Source organism: Alphaproteobacteria bacterium, from assembly GCA_017308135.1.
Classification (GTDB): Bacteria; Pseudomonadota; Alphaproteobacteria; order CACIAM-22H2; family CACIAM-22H2; genus Tagaea.
The window spans coordinates 231390-257246 of the sequence record JAFKFM010000008.1 but is presented as its reverse complement, the minus strand read 5'-3'; the positions used below and the strand labels follow the sequence as shown (position 1 = coordinate 257246).

Annotated in this window: 28 protein-coding genes; 3 read left to right on the top strand and 25 right to left on the bottom strand. The window is 65.5% G+C overall.

Annotated elements, in window-relative coordinates; translation table 11 throughout:
• Positions 1 to 3 precede the first annotated feature (3 nt).
• Positions 4 to 1611: a protein translocase subunit SecD gene (gene secD / locus J0H39_09550; GenBank protein ID MBN9496991.1), complete on the bottom strand. Its 1608-nt coding sequence runs from the start codon at positions 1609 to 1611 to the stop codon at positions 4 to 6.
• A gap of 16 nt (positions 1612 to 1627) precedes the next feature.
• Complete coding sequence (gene yajC / locus J0H39_09545; protein MBN9496990.1) at positions 1628 to 2182, bottom strand: preprotein translocase subunit YajC; 555 nt, start codon at positions 2180 to 2182, stop codon at positions 1628 to 1630.
• A 160-nt stretch (positions 2183 to 2342) separates the two neighbouring features.
• Between yajC and J0H39_09540 the strand changes: the two genes are divergently transcribed.
• On the top strand, positions 2343 to 3200 hold the full coding sequence (locus J0H39_09540; GenBank protein MBN9496989.1) for an ATP-binding protein: 858 nt from the start codon (positions 2343 to 2345) through the stop codon (positions 3198 to 3200).
• On the opposite strand, the gene J0H39_09535 is transcribed toward J0H39_09540, so the two are convergent.
• The 20 genes from J0H39_09535 to J0H39_09440 form a co-directional block, all read right to left on the bottom strand.
• Positions 3197 to 3610: a GFA family protein gene (locus tag J0H39_09535; protein MBN9496988.1), complete on the bottom strand. Its 414-nt coding sequence runs from the start codon at positions 3608 to 3610 to the stop codon at positions 3197 to 3199. The two genes, J0H39_09540 and J0H39_09535, sit on opposite strands and share 4 nt — an antisense overlap.
• Before the next feature lie 4 nt (positions 3611 to 3614).
• Entirely contained in the window at positions 3615 to 4226 is a 612-nt protein-coding gene (locus J0H39_09530) for a DUF899 family protein (GenBank protein ID MBN9496987.1), read from the bottom strand.
• 14 nt (positions 4227 to 4240) lie between these two features.
• The gene (locus J0H39_09525) at positions 4241 to 4957 is read right to left on the bottom strand and encodes a DUF899 domain-containing protein (GenBank protein MBN9496986.1); all 717 of its coding nucleotides are present in this window, start codon (positions 4955 to 4957) and stop codon (positions 4241 to 4243) included.
• Positions 4954 to 5343 (bottom strand): helix-turn-helix transcriptional regulator, encoded by a 390-nt coding sequence (locus J0H39_09520; protein ID MBN9496985.1) that lies wholly within the window; start codon positions 5341 to 5343, stop codon positions 4954 to 4956. The genes J0H39_09525 and J0H39_09520 overlap by 4 nt, the downstream gene beginning before the upstream one ends.
• Positions 5344 to 5398: 55 nt before the next feature.
• A complete protein-coding gene (locus J0H39_09515) occupies positions 5399 to 5926 on the bottom strand; it encodes a hypothetical protein (GenBank protein ID MBN9496984.1) in 528 nt (175 codons plus the stop codon).
• 84 nt (positions 5927 to 6010) lie between these two features.
• Positions 6011 to 7090 carry a hypothetical protein gene (locus tag J0H39_09510; GenBank protein MBN9496983.1) on the bottom strand — a complete coding sequence of 360 codons (1080 nt, stop codon included), beginning with the start codon at positions 7088 to 7090 and terminating at the stop codon, positions 6011 to 6013.
• A gap of 34 nt (positions 7091 to 7124) precedes the next feature.
• On the bottom strand, positions 7125 to 8246 hold the full coding sequence (locus tag J0H39_09505) for a LysM peptidoglycan-binding domain-containing M23 family metallopeptidase (protein ID MBN9496982.1): 1122 nt from the start codon (positions 8244 to 8246) through the stop codon (positions 7125 to 7127).
• A gap of 14 nt (positions 8247 to 8260) precedes the next feature.
• On the bottom strand, positions 8261 to 8896 hold the full coding sequence (locus J0H39_09500; protein ID MBN9496981.1) for a protein-L-isoaspartate(D-aspartate) O-methyltransferase: 636 nt from the start codon (positions 8894 to 8896) through the stop codon (positions 8261 to 8263).
• Positions 8893 to 9711, bottom strand: coding sequence for a 5'/3'-nucleotidase SurE (gene surE, locus J0H39_09495; protein ID MBN9496980.1), 819 nt, complete (start codon positions 9709 to 9711; stop codon positions 8893 to 8895). Before surE ends, J0H39_09500 begins: the two co-directional genes overlap by 4 nt.
• Positions 9712 to 9822: 111 nt before the next feature.
• Entirely contained in the window at positions 9823 to 10941 is a 1119-nt protein-coding gene (locus tag J0H39_09490; protein ID MBN9496979.1) for a mandelate racemase/muconate lactonizing enzyme family protein, read from the bottom strand.
• 45 nt (positions 10942 to 10986) lie between these two features.
• The gene (gene tatC, locus J0H39_09485; protein ID MBN9496978.1) at positions 10987 to 11898 is read right to left on the bottom strand and encodes a twin-arginine translocase subunit TatC; all 912 of its coding nucleotides are present in this window, start codon (positions 11896 to 11898) and stop codon (positions 10987 to 10989) included.
• A gap of 43 nt (positions 11899 to 11941) precedes the next feature.
• On the bottom strand, positions 11942 to 12415 hold the full coding sequence (tatB, locus tag J0H39_09480; GenBank protein ID MBN9496977.1) for a twin-arginine translocase subunit TatB: 474 nt from the start codon (positions 12413 to 12415) through the stop codon (positions 11942 to 11944).
• Positions 12416 to 12455: 40 nt separating this feature from the next.
• Complete coding sequence (locus tag J0H39_09475; GenBank protein MBN9496976.1) at positions 12456 to 12689, bottom strand: twin-arginine translocase TatA/TatE family subunit; 234 nt, start codon at positions 12687 to 12689, stop codon at positions 12456 to 12458.
• 147 nt (positions 12690 to 12836) lie between these two features.
• Positions 12837 to 13940, bottom strand: a complete 1104-nt coding sequence (locus tag J0H39_09470; GenBank protein ID MBN9496975.1) for an ABC transporter ATP-binding protein — start codon at positions 13938 to 13940, stop codon at positions 12837 to 12839.
• A gap of 52 nt (positions 13941 to 13992) precedes the next feature.
• Positions 13993 to 14892, bottom strand: coding sequence for an SMC-Scp complex subunit ScpB (gene scpB, locus J0H39_09465; GenBank protein MBN9496974.1), 900 nt, complete (start codon positions 14890 to 14892; stop codon positions 13993 to 13995).
• 311 nt (positions 14893 to 15203) lie between these two features.
• Positions 15204 to 16052 (bottom strand): segregation/condensation protein A, encoded by an 849-nt coding sequence (locus J0H39_09460; GenBank protein ID MBN9496973.1) that lies wholly within the window; start codon positions 16050 to 16052, stop codon positions 15204 to 15206.
• 148 nt (positions 16053 to 16200) lie between these two features.
• The gene (nagZ, locus tag J0H39_09455) at positions 16201 to 17220 is read right to left on the bottom strand and encodes a beta-N-acetylhexosaminidase (protein MBN9496972.1); all 1020 of its coding nucleotides are present in this window, start codon (positions 17218 to 17220) and stop codon (positions 16201 to 16203) included.
• Positions 17221 to 17233: 13 nt separating this feature from the next.
• A complete protein-coding gene (locus tag J0H39_09450) occupies positions 17234 to 18169 on the bottom strand; it encodes an SPOR domain-containing protein (GenBank protein ID MBN9496971.1) in 936 nt (311 codons plus the stop codon).
• A 2-nt stretch (positions 18170 to 18171) separates the two neighbouring features.
• The gene (locus tag J0H39_09445) at positions 18172 to 19929 is read right to left on the bottom strand and encodes an arginine--tRNA ligase (GenBank protein MBN9496970.1); all 1758 of its coding nucleotides are present in this window, start codon (positions 19927 to 19929) and stop codon (positions 18172 to 18174) included.
• The gene (locus J0H39_09440) at positions 19926 to 21089 is read right to left on the bottom strand and encodes a deoxyguanosinetriphosphate triphosphohydrolase (protein MBN9496969.1); all 1164 of its coding nucleotides are present in this window, start codon (positions 21087 to 21089) and stop codon (positions 19926 to 19928) included. The genes J0H39_09445 and J0H39_09440 overlap by 4 nt, the downstream gene beginning before the upstream one ends.
• Positions 21090 to 21234: 145 nt before the next feature.
• Here J0H39_09440 and erpA point away from each other — a divergent pair, with 145 nt between their 5' ends.
• Both erpA and xth read left to right on the top strand, forming a co-directional pair.
• Complete coding sequence (gene erpA, locus J0H39_09435) at positions 21235 to 21594, top strand: iron-sulfur cluster insertion protein ErpA (protein ID MBN9496968.1); 360 nt, start codon at positions 21235 to 21237, stop codon at positions 21592 to 21594.
• A gap of 6 nt (positions 21595 to 21600) precedes the next feature.
• A complete protein-coding gene (gene xth / locus J0H39_09430; GenBank protein MBN9496967.1) occupies positions 21601 to 22374 on the top strand; it encodes an exodeoxyribonuclease III in 774 nt (257 codons plus the stop codon).
• Here the strand turns inward: xth and J0H39_09425 are convergent.
• From J0H39_09425 to J0H39_09415, 3 genes are all read right to left on the bottom strand, one after another.
• Positions 22371 to 23768: a methyl-accepting chemotaxis protein gene (locus J0H39_09425; GenBank protein MBN9496966.1), complete on the bottom strand. Its 1398-nt coding sequence runs from the start codon at positions 23766 to 23768 to the stop codon at positions 22371 to 22373. The genes xth and J0H39_09425 overlap by 4 nt on opposite strands.
• A 100-nt stretch (positions 23769 to 23868) precedes the next feature.
• Complete coding sequence (locus J0H39_09420) at positions 23869 to 24333, bottom strand: molybdopterin-guanine dinucleotide biosynthesis protein A (protein ID MBN9496965.1); 465 nt, start codon at positions 24331 to 24333, stop codon at positions 23869 to 23871.
• A gap of 11 nt (positions 24334 to 24344) precedes the next feature.
• Complete coding sequence (locus tag J0H39_09415; protein MBN9496964.1) at positions 24345 to 25850, bottom strand: M81 family metallopeptidase; 1506 nt, start codon at positions 25848 to 25850, stop codon at positions 24345 to 24347.
• Positions 25851 to 25857: the final 7 nt, after the last annotated feature.

The following is a 25857-nucleotide window of genomic DNA, read 5'->3' as shown; positions in this document are numbered from 1 at the left end:
CCCTCAGACCGGCAGGCGATCGCGCTTACGCGCGCGCAGCCACATGACCATCATCAATCGCACGACGACGGTCGCCGAGAAGAACGACGTGATGATGCCGAGCGTGATGGTGACCGCGAAGCCGCGCACCGCACCCGTGCCGAAAGCGAACAGCAGCAGCATTTTGAGCAGCGTGGTCAGGTTCGAGTCCACGATGGTCGAGAAAGCGCGCGCGTAGCCCGCTTCCATCGCCGCGTAGGGCGTCTTGCCCGCCTTCACTTCCTCGCGGATACGCTCGTTGATCAGGATGTTCGCGTCGACCGACAGGCCGAGCGTGAGCAGCAAACCCGCCATACCCGGCAGCGTCAGCGTCGCTTGCAACAGCGACAAGCACGCGACGGTCAGTGCCAAATTGACCACGAGGCCGATACAGGCGAGCCAGCCGAACAGGCCGTAGCTCCAGCCGATGAAGATGAAAACCATCGCGCCGCCGGCGAGGATCGAAATGATCCCGGCCTTGATCGCGTCCGCGCCCAAATCTGGACCGACGGTGCGCTCCTCGACGATCGTCAAAGGTGCCGGCAACGCGCCCGCGCGCAACAGCACGGACAAATCCTGCGCGTCGGCGGCGGTGAAGCGGCCCGAAATCTGACCGCGACCGCCCAGAATGGGTTCGCGGATCACCGGGGCCGAAATCACCTTGTCGTCGAGCACGATGGCGAAAGGCCGGCCCACGTTCTGGCGCGTCACGTCGCCGAAGCGGCGTGCGCCGATCGTGTCGAATTCGAAATTGACGATCCACTCGCCGGATTGCGGATTGGTGCCGGCCGAGGCGCGGGTAAGGCTCGCCCCCTCCACTTCCACGCGCTGGCGCACCGCGTACATCGCGGGCTGGCCGTTGGGCAGCGTGTCCTTGTCGGCGCGCAGCAGCAGCGTGCCCGGCGGCGGGCGCTGGCCCGAATAGGGATCGAAATTCGGATCGAGCAGATGGAAGGTCATCCGCGCGGTCGTGCCGAGCAAACGTTTCACACGGTCCGGATCGTCCACGCCCGGCAACTGCACCAGAATGCGGGCCGCCCCCTGGCGCGCGATCTGCGGTTCGTTGACGCCGGTTTCGTCGATGCGCCGGCGGACGATTTCGATCGATTGCTGGATCGCCTGGGTCGCCTTGTCGCGCAAGGCGGTTTCGGTCAGCGTCAGCGTGACGGTGCCGTCGGGCTGGGTCTGGATGTCGAGATCGGGCGTGCCGCCGCCCAAGGCCCCGCCGCCGACCATCACCACGATCTCGCGCAACAGGCGCGCGGCTTCGGGCGCTTGGCCCGCGTCGCGCACCTGGAACACGACCGTGTTCTCGCGCGCCGAAACGCCCGCGATCTGGATATTGGCCTGGCGCATGCGCGCCCGGACCTGATCCTGGATCGAGTTCAGGCGCTCGCGCACGACCGTCTGCATATCGACTTCAAGCAGCAGATACGACCCGCCGCGCAGGTCGAGGCCGAGATTCATCGCGGTGTAGGGTACGAAGCTCGGCCACCAGCCGGGCTTGGCGAAGAAATTCGGCAACGACATAAGGACGCCGGCCGCGCAAATGGCGGCGATCGTCCACTTCTTCCAGGTCGAGAAGAACAGCATCGGCGGGTCGGTATTCTCAGCCCTTGACGGCCGAGACGTACTCGTCGTGACCCAGGCGCGCGTAGAGCTTGCGCTTGACCGGGTCCTTCAGCGTCTCGATCGCTTCGGCCGCGGCGGCGTCGCCGGCCTTCTTCTCGGCGGCGGTGTCGACCTCGGCCTGGCCCGCACCTTCCGGCACGCCCAGAATTTCCCAATAGGTCGGGCCCGACGGCGCCTTCTTCTCGGCCTTTTCCGGCTTGTCGTCGGCGGCGACCGGCTCGGTCTTCGCGGTGATTTCCGCGATCATCGAACGGATGATGCGCACGCGCACGCCGTCGGCGATTTCCAGCACCGCTTCGCGGTCCGACACGACGCGCTGGATCGTGCCGATCAGGCCGCCCGTGGTGACCACGCGATCGCCGCGCTTCAGCGCTTCGACCATCGCCTTGTGGTCCTTCACCTTCTTCTGCTGCGGCCGGATGATCAGGAAGTAGAAAACGACGAAAATCAGAACCAGCGGCAAAAGCTGGATGATGAAGTCGCTGCCGCCGCCGCCCCCGGCGGCCTGCGCGTAAGCGGGGGAAATGAACATCGAAAACTCCGTCGTCTCGGGGAAAGGGATAAGGCGCGCGACTATAGCCACCTCCCCCCGAAAAGCAACACCCCCTCCAGGCCGGATTTTCCTTTCGGATTGACCACTTGGCGCCCGGGGACTAGCGTTCGCCCCCAGCTTCGGGACGGAATCGCCGCACATGGACACAAGCAACGTCGAACAGCTTCTCGCGCGCATCGCCGATGCGCTGGATCGCATCGCCCCGCCCGCCCGGATTTCGGCCGATATGGATGGGGCCGACGCCTTCGTTTGGCATGCGGAGGGCGCGCGCCTCGAAGCCGTCGCCAAGGTCAATCGGGTCGATATCTCGCTGTTGAAAGGCGTCGAGCGTCAACGCGACCAGCTTTACGACAACACCAAGCGCTTCGCCGATGGCTTGCCCGCCAACAACGTGCTGCTGTGGGGCGCGCGGGGGACCGGCAAATCGTCGCTGGTCAAGGCGGTCCATGCCCAGATCTGCGAGACGCGCAAACGCTCCGTGGCGCTGATCGAAATCCATCGCGAGGATATCCCCTCGCTGCCCAAGCTGCTTTCCCATGTGCGTCAGACCGATCGGCGCATCGTGATCTTCTGCGACGATCTGTCGTTCGACGGCCAGGACGCCGCCTATAAATCGCTGAAGGCGGTGCTCGACGGCGGCATCGAAGGCCGCCCCGACAATGTCGTGTTCTACGCGACGTCGAACCGCCGGCACTTGATGCCGCGCGACATGATCGAGAACGAACGCTCGACCGCGATCAATCCCGCCGAGGCGGTGGAGGAGAAAGTCTCCCTCTCCGACCGCTTCGGCCTATGGCTCGGCTTCCACAACGCCGACCAGGACACCTATTTCGCGATGATCGAAGGCTACGCCCAGCGCTACGGCTTCGGCATGCCGGTCGAGGAACTGCGCCGCCAAGCCAATGAATGGTCGGTGACGCGCGGCGCGCGGTCGGGCCGCGTCGCCTGGCAATTCGTCGTCGATCTCGCCGGGCGCCTGGGCAAACGTGTCGACTAACCGGTCGGCATTTTCTCGAACTTCGTCAGCGCCGGGTCGAGATTGTCCCACGCGAGGCCCCGCGCCGCGTATGTCACGACTTGCGGCTTGAAGCGTTCGGGCGCGTCCAGGCTCGCGGCGTTGACCGTGAAAATGCCCGGTGCGGCGGCGAAGTTCAAAAACACCGACGTGCCGCATTTCGGGCAGAAGCCGCGGGTTTTGACGTTGCCGCTATCCGCGACCATGTCCCAGGTCGCGGCCGCTCCGATCACCTTCACGCCGTCGCGCATGAAGGTCAAATACGAGCCGTGGCCGGTGCCGCTGTCGCGCTGGCAATCGCGGCATTGGCAGTGATTGCTGAACACCGGCTCGCCCGGAATTTCGTAACGCAGCGCGCCGCAAGCACAGCCGCCGGTATAGGATTTGGTCATCGGTTCAGCTCGCGTAACGATAGCGCGGACGCCAGCCGGCAGCGCCTTCCGGCAACAAATCGAACATCGGCCAGACGAAGCAGAAATCGTCGCCCGGCGAGAATTCCTCGGCCGCCGCGCGGAAGATGCCTTGCTTTGTGCGCTTCAAGGTCGAAACGCCCGGCAGCCAGCCCGATTTGGGATCGCGGAACCCGAGCGCTTGCGCGAAGTCGCTGCCCTTGTGGCTGAGCATCGGGAAGCGCCACCCGCGCGATTTGGCGAATTCAGTTTGCTCCTCCGGCGCGTCGGGGCTCGTCACGACGAAGGGGGCCCGATTGGCGAGATGGTCGTAGACGCCGTTGAAGCCGTCCGCCCACAGCGTGCAATAGGGGCAGCCCTTCCCCATGTTGTGGATCAGGATCAGATCGTCGGAATCGCCGAACAGATCGGACAAGCGCTTCTCGCCATCGATGCCGAACAACACATGATCGAGCACGGGCTCCAGCGGCCGTTTGCGGCGCGCTTCGGTCATCCGCGCGCGGATCTCGCGGATCTCGCGGCGATAGACGTCGAGTTCGTCGGCCGATTGCTTGCCGTTGCCGCAGCAACCGCTTTGCGTGTTATCGGGACTGGCCATCGTTCCTTCCTCCCTCAAATCGCCGTGTCGTATTCGGTGCGCAGCTTGACCCACGCCATGTCGAAGGGCAGGCCCGCCTCATCGCGGCCCTTGGGCACGAGATCGATCAAGCCGTAGGTCGGATTGATCTGCTCGATGCCGCGCGAATAGCAGGAATAGGTGTGGAAGATCGCGCCGTCGGGCAGCTTGGCGAAAACCGATACGCCGGGCAGATCGGTCATGTTCTTGGCGCCGGCGGGTTTGGGCACGAAATTGTATTCCGCCGCTTCGTCGCCGGCGGTGAACTCCACGCCGAAATCGCGCGCGAAGCCGTCGGGCCCGCAGGAATACCAAGGGAATTGCCAGCCGAGATTTTCTTTGAACACGGCGAGCTTCGCGAAGGGTGCGCGCGAGATCGCGGCGAAAGCGATATCGCGCGCGGCCAGATGCGGCGCCTGCCGGTCGAAACCGTCGGCCCACATCGAGCAGCTTTTGCAGCCCCGCTCCCATTCGGGCGCGAACATGAAATGATAGACGAGCAATTGCGAATGCGGCCCGAACAGACCGGCGAGCGGCTTGACGCCGTCCGCACCTTCGAAGGCGTAGTCCTTCTCGACCCGCACCCACGGCATTTCACGGCGCAAGGCGGCGATGCGATCGCGCTCGCGGGTCAATTCCTTTTCGGCATTCAACAGCGCCAAGCGGCGACGGCGCCATTCTTCGCGCGAGACGATTTCGGCGGACAAGCTCATTTACGCTTCCTCTTTTTCGGGGGAACGGGATCGGGCAACGCAGCGACCAAGGCTTCGAACTGGTGCTGCCAGTATTTGGCGTAGCGGTTCATCCAGAGGGCGGCGACCTGCACGGGCTCCGCCGTCAGGCTGCAGCGCGCGATGCGCCCGTCGCGTTCCTGCGCGATCAGGCCCGCCTGGACCAGAACCTGGATATGGCGCGACACCGCCTGCAACGACACGGGATGCGGGGCGGCCAATTCGCCGACCGTCGCGGGTCCTTGCGCCAGACGATCGAGCAGCGCGCGGCGCAACGGATCGCTGAGCGCGAAGAACACGCGATCGAGCGTGGCCTCTTGCGTGGCGGGATCGGAAACGAGTTCGCGCAGAAAAGCGGGGCGGTTCATGCCGCCCTTACTATCAACCGATCAGTTGAATGTCAACGAGTTTGTTGAATGTTGTTCAGCGATCGAAACGCACGGTCAGTTTCAGCTTCTCCGTATCGTCGAAGCCGCGCTCGCGTGCGAGATCGACCAGCGCGGCCGCGATCAGATCGCCGGGCACACGCTTCGCGTCTTTCTTGCGCATGGCGATGGTGAAATTGGGGTTGTTCTTTTCGCCGCCCATGATGGTCACGCGCCCGACCCCGCCATCGGTCGGCGTGAGCGTCAGGAAAAGTGTGAGGCCGGTCTTAGGATCGCGCAGCCGCTTTTCCTCGAACTCGCGGCCATGACGATCACGCAATCGGCGCGTATCCATGCCGTCGGCGGTGCGCACGGTTTCGCCGTTCGCGGGCGCTTGCGAATTGAAGGACGTGATCAAATCGCCAAGCCGCGCCTTCAAGGCGGCATTCAAGCCCGCCATACCTTGCAGGATGACCGCCGGATCGATCTTGTCCTTGGCGGCAGCGGACGCATCCGACGAAGTCGGCGTGCGGGCGGTCGTGGAATAACTGGCGGCACCGCGCGAAGCGGCGATCGAATCAACCATCGGAATTCTCCCGTCTCGAAACCGGGCCTTCTGCCCAGCAAATATTCTCGGTGAGATACAACCTTCCGTCAAGCCGCAATCCGGCTACGGCGCCGGCTGGAAATTCTCCATCACCACCCGGCACTTCTCGCCGGCCGATTTCTCGCACGATTCCAATCCGTTCTTGCGGGCCGTATCCAAATCGGAAGCGCCGCGCCAAGTGTGCAAACTGCCTTTCCGGGGCGCCATCATCAGGATTTTATGTCCGGGCGACGCGAGATAGCGGTCCAGAGTCCGTTTGTTGGACTCGTTCAATCCCGCGGCGAACTTGGCCACGGGTGCGGGGTCCCAGCTTGGCAGACCGAACCGGCTCAAAAACGCGTCCATCTCCGGCAGCCAGCGCTGACGGCCATCGGACAGCGACCACAGCTGATGCCCGTCGTTGCCGATGGCGTCGAATGCGTGAAGCTCCGCCTTGCCGCCACGCGCGGTGAAGCCTTCATGCATCCGCGACACGACCCGCGGACCGAAATACGTGTCGTTGGCGGCGTAGAACCAGATCGACGGCGCGTTGCGCGCATCGCCGAAAGAACGCGCCGCCGCGATGAGCGCCGGCTCGTCGCAATTCGTATCGGTCGCGGTCGATCCCGTCCCGCCCGACACGTTGACGATGGCGATCAAACCTTCGGGGCGCTCGTCGGCCCAGGCCAACATCGTGATCCCGCCGACCGAAACGCCAAGCCCGACGATGCGCGCGGGATCGGCGTCGGGCCGTTGGACGACGACTTTGCGCACGCCTTCGATGTCGGCGGCTTGATCGCGCAAACTGGGCAGAAAACTGCCCGAACCGCAGCCGCGCGGGCGCGTATAGGCGCTGGATCGGCCGAAGCCGCGCCGGATGAGGCCAACGGCGAGATAGCCGCGCAGCGCCATATCGACCGCCTGCCCGCGCAACCGCCCGGTCGTGACTTCGGCATTCTCCTGCGCGGTGCGCGACACGCCATGCGTTAGCAGCGCGATCGGCAGGCGCTGCCCGTCGAGATCCTTGCGCTTCACCACGATGGTATCGAGCTTGAACTCGCGGCCGTGAATCGTGACAGGTAGCAGCGCTTCCTCGACGATGACGTCCTGCGCATAGGCTTGGGCGCTCAACAGCAGCACCAAAACGATCGCGAAAATCTTCATGGCGAATCCCCAACCGAAGATCGGGGATGTTAACTCAATTCGACGCGCTTTGGCTGCCGAGATATTCGGTCGGGTTGACCGCGCGCGTCCCCCGCCGCACTTCGAAATGAAGCTGCGGCGTCGCCACTCCGCCGCTCGAGCCCACGCGCCCGATCGTTTGGCCGCGCCGCACATTGTCGCCGCGCTGCACGAGCAACTCGTCGGCATGCGCATAAGCCGTCACGTAACCGCCGTCGTGACGCAGCAGCAAAAGGTTGCCGAAGCCGCGAAGCTCGTTTCCAGCATAGATCACTGTCCCCGCCTCGGCCGCGCGAAATGGCGTGCCGCGCGGGGCCGCGATATTCACGCCATCGTTCTGCAAGCCGCCGGGCTTGGGCCCGTAATCGGACACGACGATGCCGCGCACCGGCCACAGGAAACGCCCGGCGCGCGCGGGATCGACCGGCTCGGGCGCGGTCAACGCCGAGGGTACAGGCGGTGCGGGCTGCGGCGCCGCTTGCGGAGCGGGCTGTGCGGGTGGCGGGACCACGACCGCAACGGGCGGTACCGCCGCCGACGGCGGTGAATTGGCCGGCGGGGCCGGCATGGGCTGCACGGCGACGGGCGGCGGCGGAAGTGCGGCCTGTTCGACCGGGCGCTGAACCGGTGTCTGGATCGGTGCGGCGGCGATCGCGGTCTGCGTTTGCTGCGCGCTGCCCGGGATGACCAAACGCTGGCCGATACGGATGATGTAGGGCGCTTCGATGCCGTTGGCGCGCACGAGATCGGCGAGCGAGACGCCGTAGCGCTGCGCGACTTGCGAGGCCGTATCGCCGCTGCGCACTTCGTGCACACGCACGGCGGGAATGGTCAGCCTGTCGCCGGGATTGAGCGCATAGGGCGCTTGCAGGCGGTTCGCGTCGATGATCGCGCGCGTGGGCACGCCCGAACGGCGCGCCAGCGTGAACACCGTGTCGCCGGGAACGACGACATGCGTCGTGCCCGGTTGCAGCGTACCCGCGACCGGTGCGGCGGCGCGTTGTTGGGTTTGCTGCTGTTGCGGCTGGGCTTGCGGGCGGCCGCCGACAAAGATCGGCGCCGGCGGGCTGCCGCGTTCGCACGCGGCCAGCGCCAGCAGCGCCAGGGCGGCGGCGAATTTAAGGGCGGGCGGCCGCAACGGCCCCGCGCCTTCTAATTCGGCAGGCCGGCCACCATCGGAACGAAGCGTACCGCGTCGAGTTCCTCGATGGTCGTCCGGCCGTCGAGCTTGCGCAAACGCACGAGTGCCTGGGTGCGCTTCTCGCGCCCCACGGGCAGGATCATCACGCCGCCTTCGGCGAGTTGATCGACCAGCGCCCCGGGAATATCCGAAGGCGCTGCCGTGACGATAATCCGTTCGAAGGGCGCTTGCTCGCGCCAGCCCGCCCAGCCGTCCCCGAATTTGGTGACGACGTTGTGGACGCGCAACGCTTTGAACCGCTCTTCGGCCAGGACCATCAATTCGCGATGCCGCTCGATCGTGTAGACTCGGCGCACCATGCGCGCGAGCACGCAAGTTTGGTAACCCGAACCCGTGCCGATCTCCAAGACCTTCATGCGCGGCCCCGCCTCCAGGGCCTGGCTCATCAATCCGACGACCGACGGCCGCGACAAGGTTTGCGCATGCCCGATGGGCAAAGCCGCGTCCTCGTAGGCGCGGTCGCGGAAGGTCGGCGGCACGAAAACTTCGCGCGGCGTGCGTTCGATCGCGGCGAGAACGCCCACGTCGGCCACGCCGGCCGCGCGCAACTCCATCACCAGTCGGATCTTGTGGTTGGGCGTGCTCATGCGCGACGGCCTTTCGAAGCCTGGGTCGATGCCTTGGTTAAAGACGCGGAAAACCGTTTCAATGTCGCTTTGTGCGTGAGATCGAGGAAGATCGGCGTGACCGAAATCCAACCGCGATCGCAGGAATGGATATCGGTGCCGGCGCGCGTGTCGTGACCGCGCCGCGCCGCACCGATCCAAAAATACGGTTCGCCGCGCGGATCCAGATTGCGCACGATCTCGTCGCCGGTTTTGTAGCGGCCTTGGCGCGCGGCGGCGACGCCACGCACATTGGCCGCGGGTACATCGGGAAAATTGACATTGATCAGCGTTTCCGCCGGCCAGCCGAGTTTCAGGATATGACGGATCGTCGTCTCGGCATGGTGCTCGGCCGTCGCCCATTTCACCGGATGCGGGGCGGTCAAAACCTGCGACAGCGCGATCGACGGCACGCCCAGAATGGTCGCTTCCATCGCCGCGGCGATGGTGCCCGAATAGGTCACGTCGTCGCCCAGATTGCCGCCGCGATTGATGCCCGACAGGCATAGCGTGGGCGGCTTGTCCTTCATGATTTCCTGGACCGCGAGCATCACGCAATCGGTCGGCGTGCCGTCGACCGCGTAGCGATTGCCCTTCAGCTTGCGCACGCGCAACGGCCGGCGGATCGTCAAGGAATGGCTGACGGCGCTTTGTTCGGTTTCCGGGGCGACGACCCACACGTCGCGCGAAAGCTGGCGCGCGACTTTCTCCAACAGGCCGATGCCGGTCGCGCGATAGCCGTCGTCGTTGACGACAAGAATGCGCGCCGTGGCGGGATCGATCGGTTTGCCGAACATGGCCCCTCGGTCGCGCGGGAAAAATGCCGGAACGAGGCGCGACTCCGAGTTTATACGTGAGCGCTTCGCGACGCGTCCACAGATCGCCGGAAGCGAATCCTTTTCAAGCGCTTAGCCGAGCGGCCGGCCGACCCGGTCCAGCGCGCCCGCTCGCATCGTGGTGCCCGCCCCCGGCATTTGCGGCAGCTTGTAGTTCCCGCCTTCGACCGCGATCGGCTCGGCGAACCATTCGCGGATCCAGGGAATGTATTCGAGCATCGTCGACGCCGGATGCCACCACGCCAGATGCACATGTACCTGCGTCATGTCGCCGGCATGCGCGCAGACAGGCAGACGCCGTCCATGCGCCGCATCGGCCACGCGGATATATTCGGTGATGCCGGCAAGCCGCGTGACGTCGGGCTGCACGTAATGCACCGCCCCCTGCCCCATGAATTGCTCGAAGGCTTCGGCGGTGTAGATCTGCTCGCCCAGGGCCACGGGAATGCTGGTGGCGCGCGCGAGAGCGGCATGCCCGGCGATGTCGTCGTACCAGAGCGGTTCCTCGAACCAGAAAATGTCGAGCGCTTCGGCCGCGCGGCAAAAGCGCAGGCACGTCGGCAGATCCCATTTGCCGTTGCCGTCGATCGCCATCGTCACCGAGGGTCCGATCAGTCGGCGCACCGCTTCCAGGCGCTTCAAATCGACCGTCGGATCGTCGTGCCCGACTTTGATTTTGATCCGCCGGAACCCGTCGCGCTCGATCGCGGCTTTGCACAGATCGAGCATTTCGGGCAGCGGGATCGACAGCCAGCCGATATCGGTGTTGTAGGCTTCGAGCTTCGGCTTGGTGGCGCCGCCGAGCAATTTCCACAGCGGCACGCCCGCCTTTTTGGCGCGCAAATCCCACAGCGCGATATCCACGGCCGCGAGCGCGATATGCGTGATACCGGCGCGCCCCACCCATTGCACGGCGGGATAACGCGCGAGCTTGCGCCACAAGCGATCGCCATCCATCGCGTCCTCCCCGATCAGCAGATCGGCGTAGCAATCGCGGATGCACGACGTGACCAAGCGATCCGACGGCAGATGCGCATGCGTGCCGGTGAAGCCCCAGCCTTCGCGCCCGTCGTCCGTGCGGATCACGCAGCCGACGACGCCCCAATGGGTGATGCTGTGCGTCGAATCCCGGATCGAGCCTTGCTGGATCGGGCAATGGGCGATGAACGGCTCGACGGCGACGATCCGCATCGGCTTATCTTCCCTATCGCCGCGCGTTCGAACGCGGAACGCCGCTTAACGTGACTGGTTGAAGTCGGTTTCGCCGGGCGGCGTCGTGCCCGTCGCGGACGTTTCGACCACGGCCGCCGTCGCAGCCGCCGCGGCGGGTGCGGCACTGGGCGGCGCCGACGGTGCGGGCGACGAGGGCGTTTCGCCGTTTTCGGCCGCTTCGGCGGCGGCTTCCGCCGCTTCGCGCTCGGCCTTGCCCTTTTCGATCCAGCGCCCGATCCACACCGACGCTTCGTAGAGCAGATACATCGGGATGGCGAGCGACAGCTGGCTGAATACGTCCGGCGGCGTGACGACGCCCGCGAACGCGACGCAGCCGACCACGGCATAGCGCCGCTTGCCGGCCAGCGTTTCGGCCGAAACCAGCCCGACGCGCACCAGCAACAGCAGCAGCACCGGCAATTCGAAGCTGACGCCGAAGGCGAAGATCAACGCCATAACGAGCGAGAGATACTCGCTCATCTTCGCTTCGAGCTGGATCGGCAATTGGCCTTCGGCGGCGGGCAATTCGAAGCTGGTGAAGAATTTCAACGCGACGGGCAGCACGAAGTAATAAAGCAGCCCCGCGCCGATCCCGAACATCACCGGTGTGGCGACGATGAACGGCAGGAACGCGTTCTTTTCCTTCCGGTAGAGGCCCGGGGCGACGAACAGCCAAACCTGATTGGCGACCACCGGGAAGGACAACGCGCAAGCCGTGAAGAACGCGACCTTGATATAGGTGAAGAAGGCTTCCGTGGGTGCGGTGAAGATCATCCGCCGGCCTGCCTGGCCTTCGAACACATGGTTCAGCGGTGTCACCAGGAAGTTGAAGATCGGCTGGTGGAAATAATAAGCGACGCCAAAAGCGGCGATGAACGCGACGATCGAATAGAGCAGCCGCGTGCGCAGCTCGACCAGATGCTCCATCAGCGGCATCTTCTTGTCTTCGATATCGTCGGTGCTGCTCAAGACACGAAGCCTAAGCCTGTTTGGTGGCGGGAACGGCCGCCGGTTGTTCCGGTGCCGGTGCTGCTGCGGGCGTCGCGGCGGGTGCCGGCAAAGCGGGTGCGGGTTCGGACGTCACGGCGGCGGGCGTCGTCGCGGGCGCCGGTGCCGGATCGGCGGGCTTGGGCGTTTCGGCGCCAAGCGTGCCCAGGTCGGGTGCTTGCATCGCCTTTTCGAGTTCGCCCTTGGGATCGACCGCGTTCTTGATGGCGCCCGCGATGCCGCCGGTCGCGAAATCGGTCGCCTTGGTGACCTGCTTCTTGACCTCTTCGAGTTCGGCCTCGCGGACCATGTCGTCGACGTTGTTCTGGAACTCGCGCGCCATCATGCGCGCTTTGCCCACGAACTTGCCCACGGTCCGCAACGCGCCCGGCAGTTCCTTCGGGCCGATGAAGATCACGGCGACCGCGCCGATGATCATGATCTCGCCCCAGCTCAGATCGAGCATGTCGTCCCCCGCCTCGTACCGGCGCCGTGGTCGTCGCGGATCAGACCTTCGACTTGTCGGAGGCTTCGGTCGTAGTCGTCGTCTGGCCGGTCACTTGCGGGGCCGGCGTGGACGCGGCGTCGGATTTCTCGCCCTCGTCTTCCTTCATGCCCTTCTTGAACGCCTTGATGCCGCCCGCGACGTCGCCCATCAGCTTGGGGATCTTGCCCGCGCCGAACAGCAACAGCACGACCACCAGCAGGATCAGCCAGTGCCAAATGCTCGTCATACCCATCGCTTCGCTCCCGTGGTGGAGAGGTTGAGTTCCGGCCGCTAACGCGCTGATGGAACTAGGGTTCCGGGCGCGCCAGGGTCCAAATGAGGGGCGGAGTATGGCCGAGTGCGACGCCGCCCGCAACGTTCCTTACGTGCCTTAAGTCAATTAGTTAGGAACGTCGGCGGCGAAGATAAAGGCCTCGCGCGGATCGAGCGCGACCGCCAGCACTTCCCCCTCCGCCGGCAGAAAACGGCCGGGGACGCGGGCGTGGAAATGCAGATGCGCATCGGGTTTTTGCGTGCGTCCCAAGCATAAATGCACCCACGACGAACGGCCCAGCAGCCGCGCGGCGATCACCTTGGCGACGCACGCGGGTTCTGCCGCGTTGTCGGCGATGCGCGATAGCTTCAGCGCTTCGGGGCGGATCAACACGCGCACTTTCGCGCCGTCCGCGTGCCCCGCCGCATCGACCGCGCCGAACGGTGTGGCGACTTTGCCGCCCGCGACATGGCCGACCCATTCGTTCACCTGGCCGAAGAAATGCGCGACGAAGGCGCTGGCGGGTTCGCCGTAAACGCGATCGGGGGCCGCGAATTGTTCGATGCGGCCGTCGCGCATCACCGCGATCCGGTCGGCCATGAACATCGCTTCCTCCGGATCGTGCGTGACCATCAGCGTCGCAGCACCACTTTCCTTCAACACATGCAGCGTGTCGTCGCGGATCGTTTCGCGCAGACGTGAATCGAGACCGGAGAACGGTTCGTCCATCAGCACCACGCGGGGTTTGGGCGCCAAGGCGCGCGCCAGCGCCACGCGCTGCTGCTGCCCGCCGGACAATTCATGCGGCCAGGCTTTCGCGTAATCGAGCATGCCGACTTGCGCGAGGGTTTCGGCCACGCGCGCCTCGCGTTCCTTGGCCGGCAACGCGCCGATGCCGAAAGCGACATTGCCCGCGACATCGAGATGCGGGAACAGCGCGTAATCCTGAAACACAAGTCCGATGCCGCGCGCTTCGGGCGGAATTGCGCGGCCGGGCATGGCGAGCACGCGGCCGTCGAGCGCCACGCTGCCCGCTTGCAGCGTTTCGAGCCCCGCCGCCAAACGCAGCAACGTCGTCTTCCCGCAGCCGGAAGGCCCGAGCAGACAAACGAGATCGCCCGGGGCGACCGACAATGTCACGCGATCGACCGCCCGGCGCGCGCCAAAGGCGTGGGAAATGTCCCGCAGATGCAGGCCGGGCAGATCGAGTTTCGCCGTATTTCCGTCCATCGACGGAAACTATGATAGTTGCGAAGCTCTCGCAACTTATGGCGACGAAGGACTACTCCGGCTTACGCTCTCGGTCTTCGTCATCGACCGGGGTTTCGTCCGACGATTCTTCCCCCGACGATTCTTCATCGTCGAAATCCTCGTCGTCCTCGTCGTCGTCTTCGAATTCGCTCTCGTCGTCGTCATCGTCTTCCACGTCGTCATCGACGGCGTCGGAGTCTTCTTCGACGGCGGCTTCTTCGGTCGCGGTTTCCGCATCGGCTTCGGCCGTTTCGGAATCCGTGCCCGCATGCAATTCGACGATCTCGGCGGACGGGCGATCTTCGGGCGCCATTTCGCGCTCGTCGATCGGGCCCTCCTCCTCCTCGGCCGCTTCGCCCATCGTGGGCGGCTCGGCGAGGCCGCCGTCTTCGCTATAGGCGCTGACGGCCGGACGCGTATCGAGCAAGCCCAGCTCGCGCAGTTCCTTCAAGCCCGGCAGCGCCTTGATGCTGTCGAGGCCGAAATGCTCCAGGAACTTGTCGGTCGTCGCGTAGGTGACGGGGCGGCCCGGCGTTTCGCGATGGCCCTTGGGCTGCACGAACTCCGCTTCCATCAGGATTTCGAGCGTGCCCTTGGACAGCGCGACGCCGCGGATTTCTTCGATCTCCGCGCGCGTGACGGGGCGGCCCTCGGCGGTCTGATAGGCGACGATCGCCAGCGTTTCGGTCGCCGCCTTCGACAGCTTGCGCGCGACGACGCGCTCGATCTTCAGCTTCTCGGCCACGTCCGACGCCGTGCGGAAGGCGAGCTTGCCCGCCACACGCACGAGATTGACGCCGCGCGCCGCGTAATGCGTTTCGATTTCCGCGACGATCCCCGGCACGTCCACGCCCTTGGGCAGACGCTTGGCGATTTCCTTGACCGACAACGCCTCGGACGACGCGAAGATCATCGCTTCGACGACGCGCATCGCCTGCGCGCGCAATTCCTCGGGCGGCAATTCGACGATTGCGGCGGCGTCTTCCACCGGGGCGGCTTCGCCGTCGACCGCGACGGCCGCATCCGGCGCGATTTCTTCCGCCGGCGTTTCCTCGGCGGCTTGCGTCTCGACGGGTTCGTCGCTCGTGGTCGTCTCCTCGACGATCGCGATTTCTTCAACGACGGCCGTTTCCTCAACGACGGTCAATTCGACGATCTGCGCTTCGCCCTGTGCGGCAGCGGCGGCCGCTTCGGCGGCTTCCTGGGCTGCGGCTTCGCGGCGGGCTTTGCGGGCGCTTTTACTCATTGCGGCACCGTACGGTCGGCGGGAAATTCGGAAACGGGGTTTTCGGGCGGGCGGCGCACGAAGATCGGCTGGAAGTTGCCTTCCTGCCGGATCTGCAATCTGCCGGTCCGCACGAGTTCAAGCGTGGCGGCAAGCGTGGCTGCCACATAGGAGCGTCCGATCGTTCCTGCCGCGATGTCGGGCGGCAGGAAGTTCTGGAGCGTCGTCCATTCGGGGATCGCCATGTCGCCCAGCATGCGCGACAGGCGTTCGATCGCCGCATCCATCGTGTCGAGCTCGGTCGCCACGATGCGCAGCACCGGCTTGTCGGTGCGCTTGCGGTAATCGGCATAGGCCTTGAGCACGTCGATCAGGCGCACGTCCCAGGTCTCGGTCGTCGAGACGGGCGCGCCTTCGGGAATGCCGCGCACGAACGTGTCGCGGCCAAGCTGGGCGCGCGCCATCATGCCCGCCCCGGCTTCCTGCATGGCCTGCAGGCGCTGGAGCTGGTAGCGCAGCGCGGCTTCCATCTGCGCGGCCGTGGGCTCGGGCTCGGGTTCCGTCGGCTCCGGCGGCAGCAGCAGCTTCGATTTGAGGAACGCGAGCCACGCCGCCATGACCAGATAATCGGCGGCGACTTCCAAGCGCAGGCGCTTGGCTTCGGCGATATAGGTCAGATACTGCTCGGCCAGCGCCAGGATCGACAGCTTGGCGAGATCGACCTTCTGATCGCGCGCGAGCGACAGCAGCAGGTCGAGCGGCCCGTCGAACGCGCCGAGATTGACGACGAGCAAGCCATCGGCCTCGGGCGCCGCTTGGCGGCGCTCGGGATCGGCTTCGAACTCGGCTGCGGTTTCGATCGTCATATCGGCGGCGGGCACTGCTTTAAGATCGGGGGCTAAGCCCTTGGTCCACAAGATGCGGTGGTTGCGACTCGGGGCCACCACCTGCATCTTGGATACGCCAAAGCAAAACCCCGGAAAAGCGCAAGATTATCCACAGGCTAACGGCCTGTTATGCGGCCAAAAACGCGTCCAGCTCCGCTTTGGCCGCCGCTTCGTCGAACGACCTTTGCGCACGCGACAGGCGCAGGCGTTCCCCCGCCTCCACCCGCGCCATCGCGGAATCGTTGAGCGGGCGCGCGGCCACGGCGACCGCCTTCATCTCGGCGAAATCACCGTTGCAATGGAGGACCACGTCGCAGCCGGCGTCGAGGCAGGCGCGCGTGCGCGCTTCGAAATCACCGTCGAGCGCCTTCATCGAAAGATCGTCCGACAACAGCAAGCCCTGAAACCCGATCCGGCGGCGGATGATCGCCTCGATCGCCACGGGCGAGGTCGTCGCCGGGCGATCGGGATCGAAGGCCGGGAATTTCACATGCGCGGTCATGCCCCAGGGCAGATCGGCCAGCGCCTTGAACGGCACGAAATCCGTGCGTTCGAGTTCTTCCACGCTCGCTTCGACGACCGGCAATTCCAAATGGCTGTCGGCGCGCGCGCGCCCATGGCCGGGAATGTGCTTCAGCACCGGCAACACGCCGCCATCGAGCAAGCCTTCCGCGACGGCGCGGCCATAGCGGCCGATCGCGGCGGGATCGCTGCCGTAAGCGCGATCGCCGATGATGTCGTGCGCGCCGGGAACCGGCACGTCGGCGACCGGCGCACAATCGACGGTGATGCCCACATCCAGCAATTCGCGCGCGATCAGATGGAAGTTGGTGCGCAACGCCGCGAGTGCGGCCGCTTCGCCGCGCGATCCCGCACGCTCGACAAAGGTCATCGCGGGCGGCGCCTTGCGCCAATGCGGCGGCTTCAACCGCGCGACGCGTCCGCCTTCCTGATCGACCAACACAGGCGCGTCGGCGCGGCCCACGCAGTTTCGCATATCCGCGACCAGCGCCTTCACTTCGTCGGGCGTGCCCACGTTGCGCGCGAACAGGATGAAGCCCAGCGGATCGACATCGCGATAGAGCGCGCGTTCCTCGGCGGTCAGCGACGTGCCCGCACAGCCGTAAATGATCGCGGAAGGACGCATGGCTTCTCCTCTCCTATCGCACCACGTTGCAGCCCGCCCCGCGCGCGCGCAACGCGGCGCACGCGGCTTGCGCCGCATCGGCATTGGCGAAACCGCCCGCTTGGATACGCCAGAACATGCCGCGATCGCCCAGATCGACGGTCGGGAAACTGGCGGTCAGATTGCCGAGCACGTCGCCATGCTGGCGGCGCAAACGTTCCCATTCGCGCTGCGCATCGGCTTGACTGCGTACCGACGCCAATTGAATGCGAATGCCCCCGGCGGCGGGTGCGGCCGCGACTTGCGGGGCCGGAGCCGGCGTCGCCGGGCGTGCGGCCGGAGCCGCAGTCGTGGGGGCCGCGGGGGCCGCTTGTTGCGGACGCGGCGCCGACGGCGCCTGCAACGGTGCCGGTGGCGGCACGGGGGCGGGCGCGTTCGCCCCGCCCGGCTGGATCGAGGCGCGCGGCGGTGCGGTCACCGGCACGGCGTCGGCGGTCGGCTCGACCTGCGGCGCGTCGGGCACCACCACACGGGGGGCCGGCGGCGGTTCGGGCACAGGGCGCGGCATCACGGCTTCGGGGCCGGGCAGCAAGCGTTCCACCTGCCCGCCTTGCGCGGCCTGGGTCGTGGCACCGCCCGAGGATTGCTGGCCGACGCGGTTATAGATTTCCTTGTCCTGGAACGGCACCTCGATGCCGCCGGGCTGATCGGGCCGCGTTTTCATCGGCCGCGTATCGGCGCGCACGATCGGCAACGAATTGGGATCGGTCGATCCGTCGCGCGTTTCCAAATACGTGTAGGCAAGCAGCGAGCCGAAGCCGACCACGGCCGCGAACGCGAAAACGGCCGCGATGAGGCGCCCCCAATTGCGCCCGCCGCCGCCATTGCCGCGCGTGCGTTGGGGCCCGCCGCTCAACGGGGCGGGCTCGTCGCCGCTCGACAAGATCGGTTTGGCGCCTTCGGGCAGCATCGTCAGCGCAACTCCTCGGCGGGCGTCACACCCAGCAAGCGCAAGCCCGAAGCGACCGTGATGCCGACGCTGCGCACCAAGGCCAAACGCGCGAGCGTCGTGTCGCGATCTTCGGGCAGCACGAAGCGCAAACCGGGCTCGGCATTGCCGCGCGTCCACAGCGCATGGAACGCGGAAGCAAGATCATAAAGCCAAAACGCGACGCGATGCGGCTCGCTCGCCTCCGCCGCCGCTTCCAGCATACGCGGATAGCCCGACAACATGCGCAGCAAGGCGAGTTCGTCCGCGTCGCCGATGCGCGAAAGATCGGCTTTCGCAAGCGTGGCGTCCGACAGGTCGATCCCGTCGAATGTCGCCTTCGCTTGGCGGAACGCCGAATGGTGCCGCGCATGCGCGTATTGCACGTAGAAGACCGGATTGTCCTTCGACTGCTCGCGCACTTTGGCGAAGTCGAAATCGATATGCTGATCCTGCTTGCGCGTCAGCATCACGAAGCGCACGACGTCGGCACCCACTTCGTCGACCACATCGCGCAGCGTGACGAAGGTGCCGGCACGCTTGGACATCTTCACCGGCTCGCCCTTGTCCAGAAGATTGACCATCTGGCAGAGCTTCACTTCCAGCGTCGCGCGGCCTTCGGACAACGCTTTCACGGCCGCGTCGACGCGCTTCACGTAGCCGCCGTGATCGGCACCCCATACGTCGATCAAGCGCTCGAAACCGCGGCGATATTTGTCGAGGTGATAGGCCATGTCAGCCGCGAAATAGGTCCAGGTGCCGTCGGACTTCGCGAGCGGCCGGTCAACGTCGTCGCCGAACGACGTGGCGCGGAACAGCATTTGCGGGCGCGGTTCCCAATCTTCGGGCTTCATGCCCTTGGGCGGTTCGAGCACGCCGGTGTAAACGAGATCGCGCGCCTTCAAATATTCGATCGCATCGTTGACGCGGCCCTTGCCGACGATGTCGTTCTTCTCGCTGGAGAAGACCTTGTGGACGACGCCCAGCGCCTTCAGATCCTCGCGGATCAAATCCATCATCGCGGCGATGGCGCGCTCGCGGAACAGTGTGAGCCACTCGGATTCCGCCGCCGTTTGATACTTGGCGCCGAATTCGGCGGCGAGTGCGGCACCGACCGGCTTCAGATAATCGCCCGGGTAAAGCCCTTCGGCGACCGGGCCGACATTTTCGCCCAAAGCTTCGCGATAGCGATGATGGACGGAGCGTGCCAGCACATCGACCTGCGCGCCCGCGTCGTTGATGTAGTATTCGCGCGTCACGTCGTGGCCGGTTTTTTCCAGCAACGCGGCCAGCGCATCGCCGACGACCGCTCCCCGGCAATGGCCGACATGCATCGGCCCCGTCGGATTGGCGGAAACGTATTCGACGTTGACCTTCTTGCCGCCGCCCATCGCACCGTGGCCGAATTTTTCGCCCAGCGTCAGGATCGAACGTGCGAGATCGCGCCAAATCTCGGGCTTGAGCTTCATGTTCACGAAGCCCGGCCCGGCGATATCGGTTCCGGCAATGCGCGGATCGGCGGCGAGCTTGGCGGAGAGCAATTCCGCCACGTCGCGCGGTTTCATCTTCGCCCCCTTTGACAGCACCAAAGCGGCGTTGGTCGATAAATCCCCGTGCGTGATGTCGCGCGGCGGTTCGACCACGGCGCGCGAGAGGTCGAGCCCGGCGGGCAGCTTGCCTTCTGCGACCAGCGCGTCGAGGGCCTTGGCGAGTACGGCGTGGAATTCGGCGAAGATATTCATGAGGGGATGCAAAGCCGTCGGTGTTCGTTTTGGGCGAAAAGATCGGTCATGCCGGCGATGTAGTCGGCGACCGCGCGATGGATCGGTTCGCGTCGTCGCCATTCCTCCGGCAGAAGGTCGGGCGCCGCGCAGTAACGCGCGAACAAGTCGCGCACGATCGCCTTGGCCGCGTCGGTGCGTTCGACGACCTTGGCGTGGCGATACATACGCGCGAACAGGAATTTTCGCACGCCTTCGATATCGGCGCGCATCGCGTCCGAAAAACCGACCAGCGGTTTGCCGAGCCCCCGCACCGCGTCCGCATCGCGCGGGCGCCAGGCGCGAAGGCGCTTGTGCGTTTCCGACAGCAAATCTTCCACCATCCGGCCGATCGCCTCACGTACCGCTTCGGCCTGGCGGCGTTGGACATCGATCCCGGGATGTTGCTTGCGAATTCCGGCGAAAATAGGCCCGAACAACGGGGTTTCGGCCAGATCGTCCTCGCCGAACAGCCCGGCGCGCAATCCGTCGTCCAGATCGTGGGCGTTATAGGCGATGTCGTCGGACAAGGCCGCGACCTGCGCCTCGGCCGACGCGTAGGTCGAAAGATCGAGCGGATAGACGCGGTCGAATTCGACGATGGCGCCCGGCACGTCCGATCCCGTCACCGGACCATTATGCTTGACCACACCTTCCAGGGATTCCCAGGTCAGGTTCAAACCGTCGAAGCCGATATGGCGGCACTCAAGCTCGGTAAGCAAACGCAGCGTATGCGCGTTGTGATCGAAGCCGCCGTGATCCTTCATGGCGGCGTCGAGCGCATCCTCGCCCGCATGGCCGAAGCAGGTATGGCCAAGATCGTGGGCGAGCGCCAAGCACTCGGTCAGATCCTCGTCGAGGCCCAATGCGCGCGCAATCGTGCGCGCGATCTGCGCCACCTCGATCGAATGGGTCAGCCGCGTGCGGAAATGGTCGCTTTCGCCCGCCACGAAGACCTGGGTCTTGTGCTTCAGGCGGCGGAACGCGGTCGAATGGATCACCCGGTCGCGGTCGCGCTGAAATGGCGAGCGCAAAGCGCTGGGCCGTTCGGCATGACGCCGGCCGCGGCTTGCGCGCCAATCGCAGGCATAAGGCGCCAAACCCGCGCGTTCGGGCGACTCGGATTTGGGTAAGGCCGTCATATCGGGCCAAGCTAGCGTCGCGTTACATACCCCGCAACGCCCTATATACTCGCTGATATTCGGGGCTTTTTCGCGCTTTGTTCACGCCCGTGCATTGACATATCCGGGGGCGCTCCTTAACTCTGAAGGACCAAGGAGTTTCCGTATGTCCGATACCGCCCTCGCCGAACCGCAAACCGCCCCGGTCGTCGTCACCGACGCCGCCGCCAAGCGGATCGCCTTCGTGCTGTCGCAGGAAGCCCAGCCCGGCATGATGCTGCGCATCGCCGTTTCGGGCGGCGGTTGTTCGGGCTTCCAATATGGTTTCACCTTCGACGATACGGCGAACGACGACGATCTGAAGATCGAGAAGGACGGCGCCACGGTGTTGATCGACAACACGTCGCTGGAACTGCTCGGCGGTTCGATGATCGACTATGTCGAGGACATGATCGGCGCCTCGTTCCAGATCAAGAACCCGATCGCCAAGAGCTCCTGCGGCTGCGGCAACTCGTTCTCGGTCTAACTTCCCTTGAAGATCGCGACCTGGAACGTCAACTCGGCGCGCGCGCGCACCGCGCATCTCACGCGCTGGCTGACCGATTTCGCGCCCGATATCGCGCTGCTCCAAGAATTGAAATGCCAGGACGGCGAGTTCCCGCGCCTGGAGGTCGAAGCGCTCGGCTATGCCGTCGAGACGCATGGCCAGAAGACCTATAACGGTGTCGCCATTCTCGCGAAGGGCCGCAAGATCGATATCGTGCGGCGCGGTCTGCCCGGCGACGATGCCGACGTTCAGTCGCGTTATATCGAAGCCGAAATCGACGGGTTACGCGTCGCGTCGATCTATCTGCCCAACGGCAATCCCTGCCCCGGCCCGAAATTCGACTACAAGCTCGGCTGGATGGCGCGCCTGCAAGCACACGCCAAAACGCTGTTCGCGCTCGAGAAGCCGGTCGTGCTGGGCGGCGACTACAATGTCTGCCCGACCGACATCGATCTTTGGGACGTCAAGGCGATGGCGGGCGACGCGCTGATTTCACCCGAAGCGCGCGAAGCGTGGCGCGCCCTGGTCAATCAAGGCTGGACCGATGCTTTGCGTCATCGCCATCCGGCCGCGCGGCTTTACAGCTACTGGGATTATTTCCGCGATCGCTTCACCCACGATCACGGTTTGCGCATCGACCATCTGCTGCTGTCGCCCGAAGCCGCCGACCGCTTGGGCGAAGCGGGCGTCGACCGCAATCCGCGCACGCTGGAAAAACCGTCCGATCACACGCCCGCGTGGATCGAACTGCGCGACTAGATTTTGTAGGCGAGCCGCACGCCGCCCCAGGGACGGCCCTGCACGACGATCGGCGCCGAGACGTCCTTCATCAGCGTGAACTGCCCGCCGCCCATGTCGCGGCGATAGGTCTGCACCAGAAAATCCGCGCGGTTGCGCCCGGCGGCGAGCCCGACGCGATCGTTGAAGATGCGCCGGTTGCGGCCGTTGGCCGTGTTCCACGCCGGGTCGGGTCCGTGTGGCTTGGAGAATTTGTTGTTGTGCGTGGGCAGGTACCCGTTGCGATCCACGGCGGCGCAGAACACGACGCGCGGATCGAGATCGAGCAGCGGTTCTTGGATCGCGGGGAAATAGCGATCCGCCACATCGAGGAAGCGCGTGCGCACCTGTTGCGGATTGCTGCCCGGAATGGGCGCGTAGCTCTCGTCGAACAAATCGTCGAGACGGATTTCGCCGCGCGACACCGCCCCTTCCAATGCCGCCGATAGCTTGGCGGCCGCATCACGCGCGGCGGCGATGAATTTCGTATCGACCGTTTCGACGCCCGACGCGGCCGTGATTTGAATCAAACGCTCGCCCATCGAAACGAGGCGCGAAAGCCGTTCCTTCGTGCCGTCGATGGCTTTGGACGAAGCGGTCACGCCGTCGCCGCACGCCCCCATCGCGTCGAGCACCTTGCCCGAGCGCGCGTCGATTTCGCGCACCGCACCCGAAATCCGATCGATGCGTCCGGCCACTTCGTCGACATGCGTCGCGATGGTGCCGATCACGCCGCCGATCGCGGCGGCCCCGGTCTCGGCCGATTGCGCGCGCGCCTGGCTTTCTTCCGAGCGGCCGATCAGGCGTTTGGCCTGCTGGCCGAGTTCGGTGAGCGTGCCGCCGATCTCCGCCGTCGCTTCGGCGGTCTGGCGCGCGAGCGCTTTCACCTCGCCCGCGACGACGGCGAAGCCGCGCCCCGCCTCGCCCGCGCGCGCCGCCTCGATCGTGGCGTTGAGGGCGAGAAGATTGGTCTGGCGCGCGATCGCGTCGATCTGCTTGGCGACTTTGCCGATGCGCTCGAGGGCCGTTTGCAATCCGCCCAAATCGGCCGCGATCTCGCGCGCCGCCCCGACCAGCGCCGAGATGTCGCCCATCGCTTGATCGACCTGCACGCGCGAGGCGCCCATTTCCGCCGAGACTTTGCCGGCGAGATCCTTCGCCTCGTCCGCCGCGCGCGCGGCGTCGGCGTTCGCGGCGGCGAGTTCCTGGGTGGCTTGGCGTGTCTCGCCGAACAGCCCGACTTGACGCTGCAAATTCGCCGCGATGTCGTCGATGTATCCCGCGACGTCGGCGAGTTCGACGCCCAGCGATCCCGCCTCGACCGCCACGTCGGTCAGCACGCCCGAATGCGCGGCCGCCGGTCCCGTCCCGTCCATCGCAACCTCCCTCGCACGCGAACCTTCGTCCGACAGGATCGGAGGGTCCGGTTACAGGCAGGTTAAGCGATATCGGAAAGGTTGTTCAACGGCCCGGTGTCTAACGTATCGCGATTTGATGGGCAAAATTTTCGCCGTCGCCGATGGTCAGCGTGGTGAAACCGAGCAGTTTCAGCAGGTCCAGGAACGTAAACAGCTCGTCCACGCCGTATTCGACGAACATCGGGCTGGTGCGCGACGCGGCGGTGAGCTGCGCCAGCAACGCCCGCGCGCGATAGACCGTGTCGAGATGGCCCTTGTCCAAGGCCGAAATAATCAAACGGTCGGCGCGATCGCCCTTGGCGAAAATCGCGTAGGACGGACGATAAGGCAGGCTCAACTGCGCCGCGGTCAGGCCGTTGACGAATTCGAGCCGCTTGGAGCGATCTGAGTCGATCAGCACCTTGGCGCGCGAAACATACGTCTCGGTCGAATGCGGCACGGGATAGTAATAGCCCGCATGGCGGTCGCGCTGTTGGGCCTGCGCACCCGGCGCCAAACCCGCGATCAACGCGACGGCAAGGATCGCGGCGCGGATCACGCGCGCCCCTGGAACACGGGGCCATGCGGCTTCAAGCGCAGGCCGGGGCGCAGTCGTTTCCAGACGAGATCGGCGGGATCGGCGGGGTTCGGGCCCGGCGATGCGACGACCAGAACTTCCTCCGCGATCGGCTGGAAGTCGGCGCGGAAATGGACCGAGCTTTTGACCGCGACGATCTTCTGCTGGATCGGCTCGATGCCGAGATGGCGGAAGAATTCCTGATCGGCGGCCTGCACTTTGTGGCTGGCGACGACGACGCGCACACCTTCGGCTTCGAGCAGCGCCATGGGCCCCAGCTTCATCTTGCTGCCGCCATAGAACGGGCCGGTGCACAGGATTTCGCCCGTCCCGATGCGCTCGACCTTGAACGGCCGTTCGATGGGCGAAACGCCCGGCCAGCCGGAAATGGCGCCGAGCTTGAACGGCGCGGTGTGACCCGCCCCCACTTCGACCGCGCGCTTGGCCGATGCGGGATCGATCAACATGCCGAGCACGGCGTCTTTCGGTTTCAAACGCAGCATCGCGGCGAGCAAGCCGGTCGTGTCGCCGTTGCCGCCCGCCCCGGGATTGTCCTGCGTATCGGCCAGCACCACGGGCTTGCCGTTGCGCCCGCCGCGCGCCACGGCGCGGGCAATCGCATCCTCGGGCGAATAGATCTCGGCGACGTAGTCGCGCTCCGCGTCCGCGACGACGTTGTACAACGCGTCGGTCGCGTCCTTGGCTTTGCGCGCATCCGCGCCGAACCCGAACACCGACGGCGCGCAATCGCGGATATCGGCGGCCGGGAAGCCCGAGCAATAGGACAGCATCGTGCCGCTGGTCGCCTCGATCTCGGCGAGGCGCTTATAGATCGCGGCCCCCGGCTCGATGAACGTGCACTGGGCCGTGATCGGAATCATGAACGGCAATTGGCGGAAGAACTTCGCCGGCGGCGATCCCGCTTTCAGCATCGCCTCCAGCATGTCGCAAGCGCGTTCGCCCGTATCGGCCATGTCGATATGCGGATAGGTGCGATAGGCGACCATACCGTCGGCCTGATCGACCATGCGCTGGGTGACGTTGGCGTGCAGATCGAGCGAGGCGACGACCGGAATGCGCGGGCCGACGACCGCACGCACGCGGGCGAGAATCTCGCCTTCGCCGTCTTCCAGGCTTTCGGTGACCATCGCGCCGTGCAGATCGAGATAGACCGCATCGACCGGCAATGCCTTGGCGAGATCTTCGCACAGCGTTTTGACGACGCTTTCGAAAATCTCGTCCGTCACATGCGCGGACGGCGTGGCGTTCGCGCAAATCAGCGGCGCCAATTTATGTCCGCGCGCGGTCGCGGCTTTGATGAAGCCGGCGATCGGCACGTTCATGCCGGCGAAGGCCGGGGGAATCGCGTCCCCCCGAACCATCGACGGCCAGCCGCCGCCATTCACGAATGCCGCACGATCCGCCTTCGTCGGCGCGAAGGTATTCGTCTCGTGTTGGAACGTGCCGACGGCGATGCGGGCCATGCGCCTT

Excerpts from the sequence above, each read along its gene's own strand:
- secD (MBN9496991.1), bottom strand. The coding sequence starts at position 1,611 with ATGCTGTTCTTCTCGACCTGGAAGAAGTGGACGATCGCCGCCATTTGC.
- yajC (MBN9496990.1), bottom strand. The coding sequence starts at position 2,182 with ATGTTCATTTCCCCCGCTTACGCGCAGGCCGCCGGGGGCGGCGGCGGC.
- J0H39_09540 (MBN9496989.1), top strand. The coding sequence starts at position 2,343 with ATGGACACAAGCAACGTCGAACAGCTTCTCGCGCGCATCGCCGATGCG.
- J0H39_09535 (MBN9496988.1), bottom strand. The coding sequence starts at position 3,610 with ATGACCAAATCCTATACCGGCGGCTGTGCTTGCGGCGCGCTGCGTTAC.
- J0H39_09530 (MBN9496987.1), bottom strand. The coding sequence starts at position 4,226 with ATGGCCAGTCCCGATAACACGCAAAGCGGTTGCTGCGGCAACGGCAAG.
- J0H39_09525 (MBN9496986.1), bottom strand. The coding sequence starts at position 4,957 with ATGAGCTTGTCCGCCGAAATCGTCTCGCGCGAAGAATGGCGCCGTCGC.
- J0H39_09520 (MBN9496985.1), bottom strand. The coding sequence starts at position 5,343 with ATGAACCGCCCCGCTTTTCTGCGCGAACTCGTTTCCGATCCCGCCACG.
- J0H39_09515 (MBN9496984.1), bottom strand. The coding sequence starts at position 5,926 with ATGGTTGATTCGATCGCCGCTTCGCGCGGTGCCGCCAGTTATTCCACG.
- J0H39_09510 (MBN9496983.1), bottom strand. The coding sequence starts at position 7,090 with ATGAAGATTTTCGCGATCGTTTTGGTGCTGCTGTTGAGCGCCCAAGCC.
- J0H39_09500 (MBN9496981.1), bottom strand. The coding sequence starts at position 8,896 with ATGAGCACGCCCAACCACAAGATCCGACTGGTGATGGAGTTGCGCGCG.
- surE (MBN9496980.1), bottom strand. The coding sequence starts at position 9,711 with ATGTTCGGCAAACCGATCGATCCCGCCACGGCGCGCATTCTTGTCGTC.
- J0H39_09490 (MBN9496979.1), bottom strand. The coding sequence starts at position 10,941 with ATGCGGATCGTCGCCGTCGAGCCGTTCATCGCCCATTGCCCGATCCAG.
- tatC (MBN9496978.1), bottom strand. The coding sequence starts at position 11,898 with ATGCCGCTGATGGAGCATCTGGTCGAGCTGCGCACGCGGCTGCTCTAT.
- tatB (MBN9496977.1), bottom strand. The coding sequence starts at position 12,415 with ATGCTCGATCTGAGCTGGGGCGAGATCATGATCATCGGCGCGGTCGCC.
- J0H39_09475 (MBN9496976.1), bottom strand. The coding sequence starts at position 12,689 with ATGGGTATGACGAGCATTTGGCACTGGCTGATCCTGCTGGTGGTCGTG.
- J0H39_09470 (MBN9496975.1), bottom strand. The coding sequence starts at position 13,940 with ATGGACGGAAATACGGCGAAACTCGATCTGCCCGGCCTGCATCTGCGG.
- scpB (MBN9496974.1), bottom strand. The coding sequence starts at position 14,892 with ATGCGCGTCGTCGAAGCGATGATCTTCGCGTCGTCCGAGGCGTTGTCG.
- J0H39_09460 (MBN9496973.1), bottom strand. The coding sequence starts at position 16,052 with ATGACGATCGAAACCGCAGCCGAGTTCGAAGCCGATCCCGAGCGCCGC.
- nagZ (MBN9496972.1), bottom strand. The coding sequence starts at position 17,220 with ATGCGTCCTTCCGCGATCATTTACGGCTGTGCGGGCACGTCGCTGACC.
- J0H39_09450 (MBN9496971.1), bottom strand. The coding sequence starts at position 18,169 with ATGCTGCCCGAAGGCGCCAAACCGATCTTGTCGAGCGGCGACGAGCCC.
- J0H39_09445 (MBN9496970.1), bottom strand. The coding sequence starts at position 19,929 with ATGAATATCTTCGCCGAATTCCACGCCGTACTCGCCAAGGCCCTCGAC.
- J0H39_09440 (MBN9496969.1), bottom strand. The coding sequence starts at position 21,089 with ATGACGGCCTTACCCAAATCCGAGTCGCCCGAACGCGCGGGTTTGGCG.
- erpA (MBN9496968.1), top strand. The coding sequence starts at position 21,235 with ATGTCCGATACCGCCCTCGCCGAACCGCAAACCGCCCCGGTCGTCGTC.
- J0H39_09425 (MBN9496966.1), bottom strand. The coding sequence starts at position 23,768 with ATGGACGGGACGGGACCGGCGGCCGCGCATTCGGGCGTGCTGACCGAC.
- J0H39_09415 (MBN9496964.1), bottom strand. The coding sequence starts at position 25,850 with ATGGCCCGCATCGCCGTCGGCACGTTCCAACACGAGACGAATACCTTC.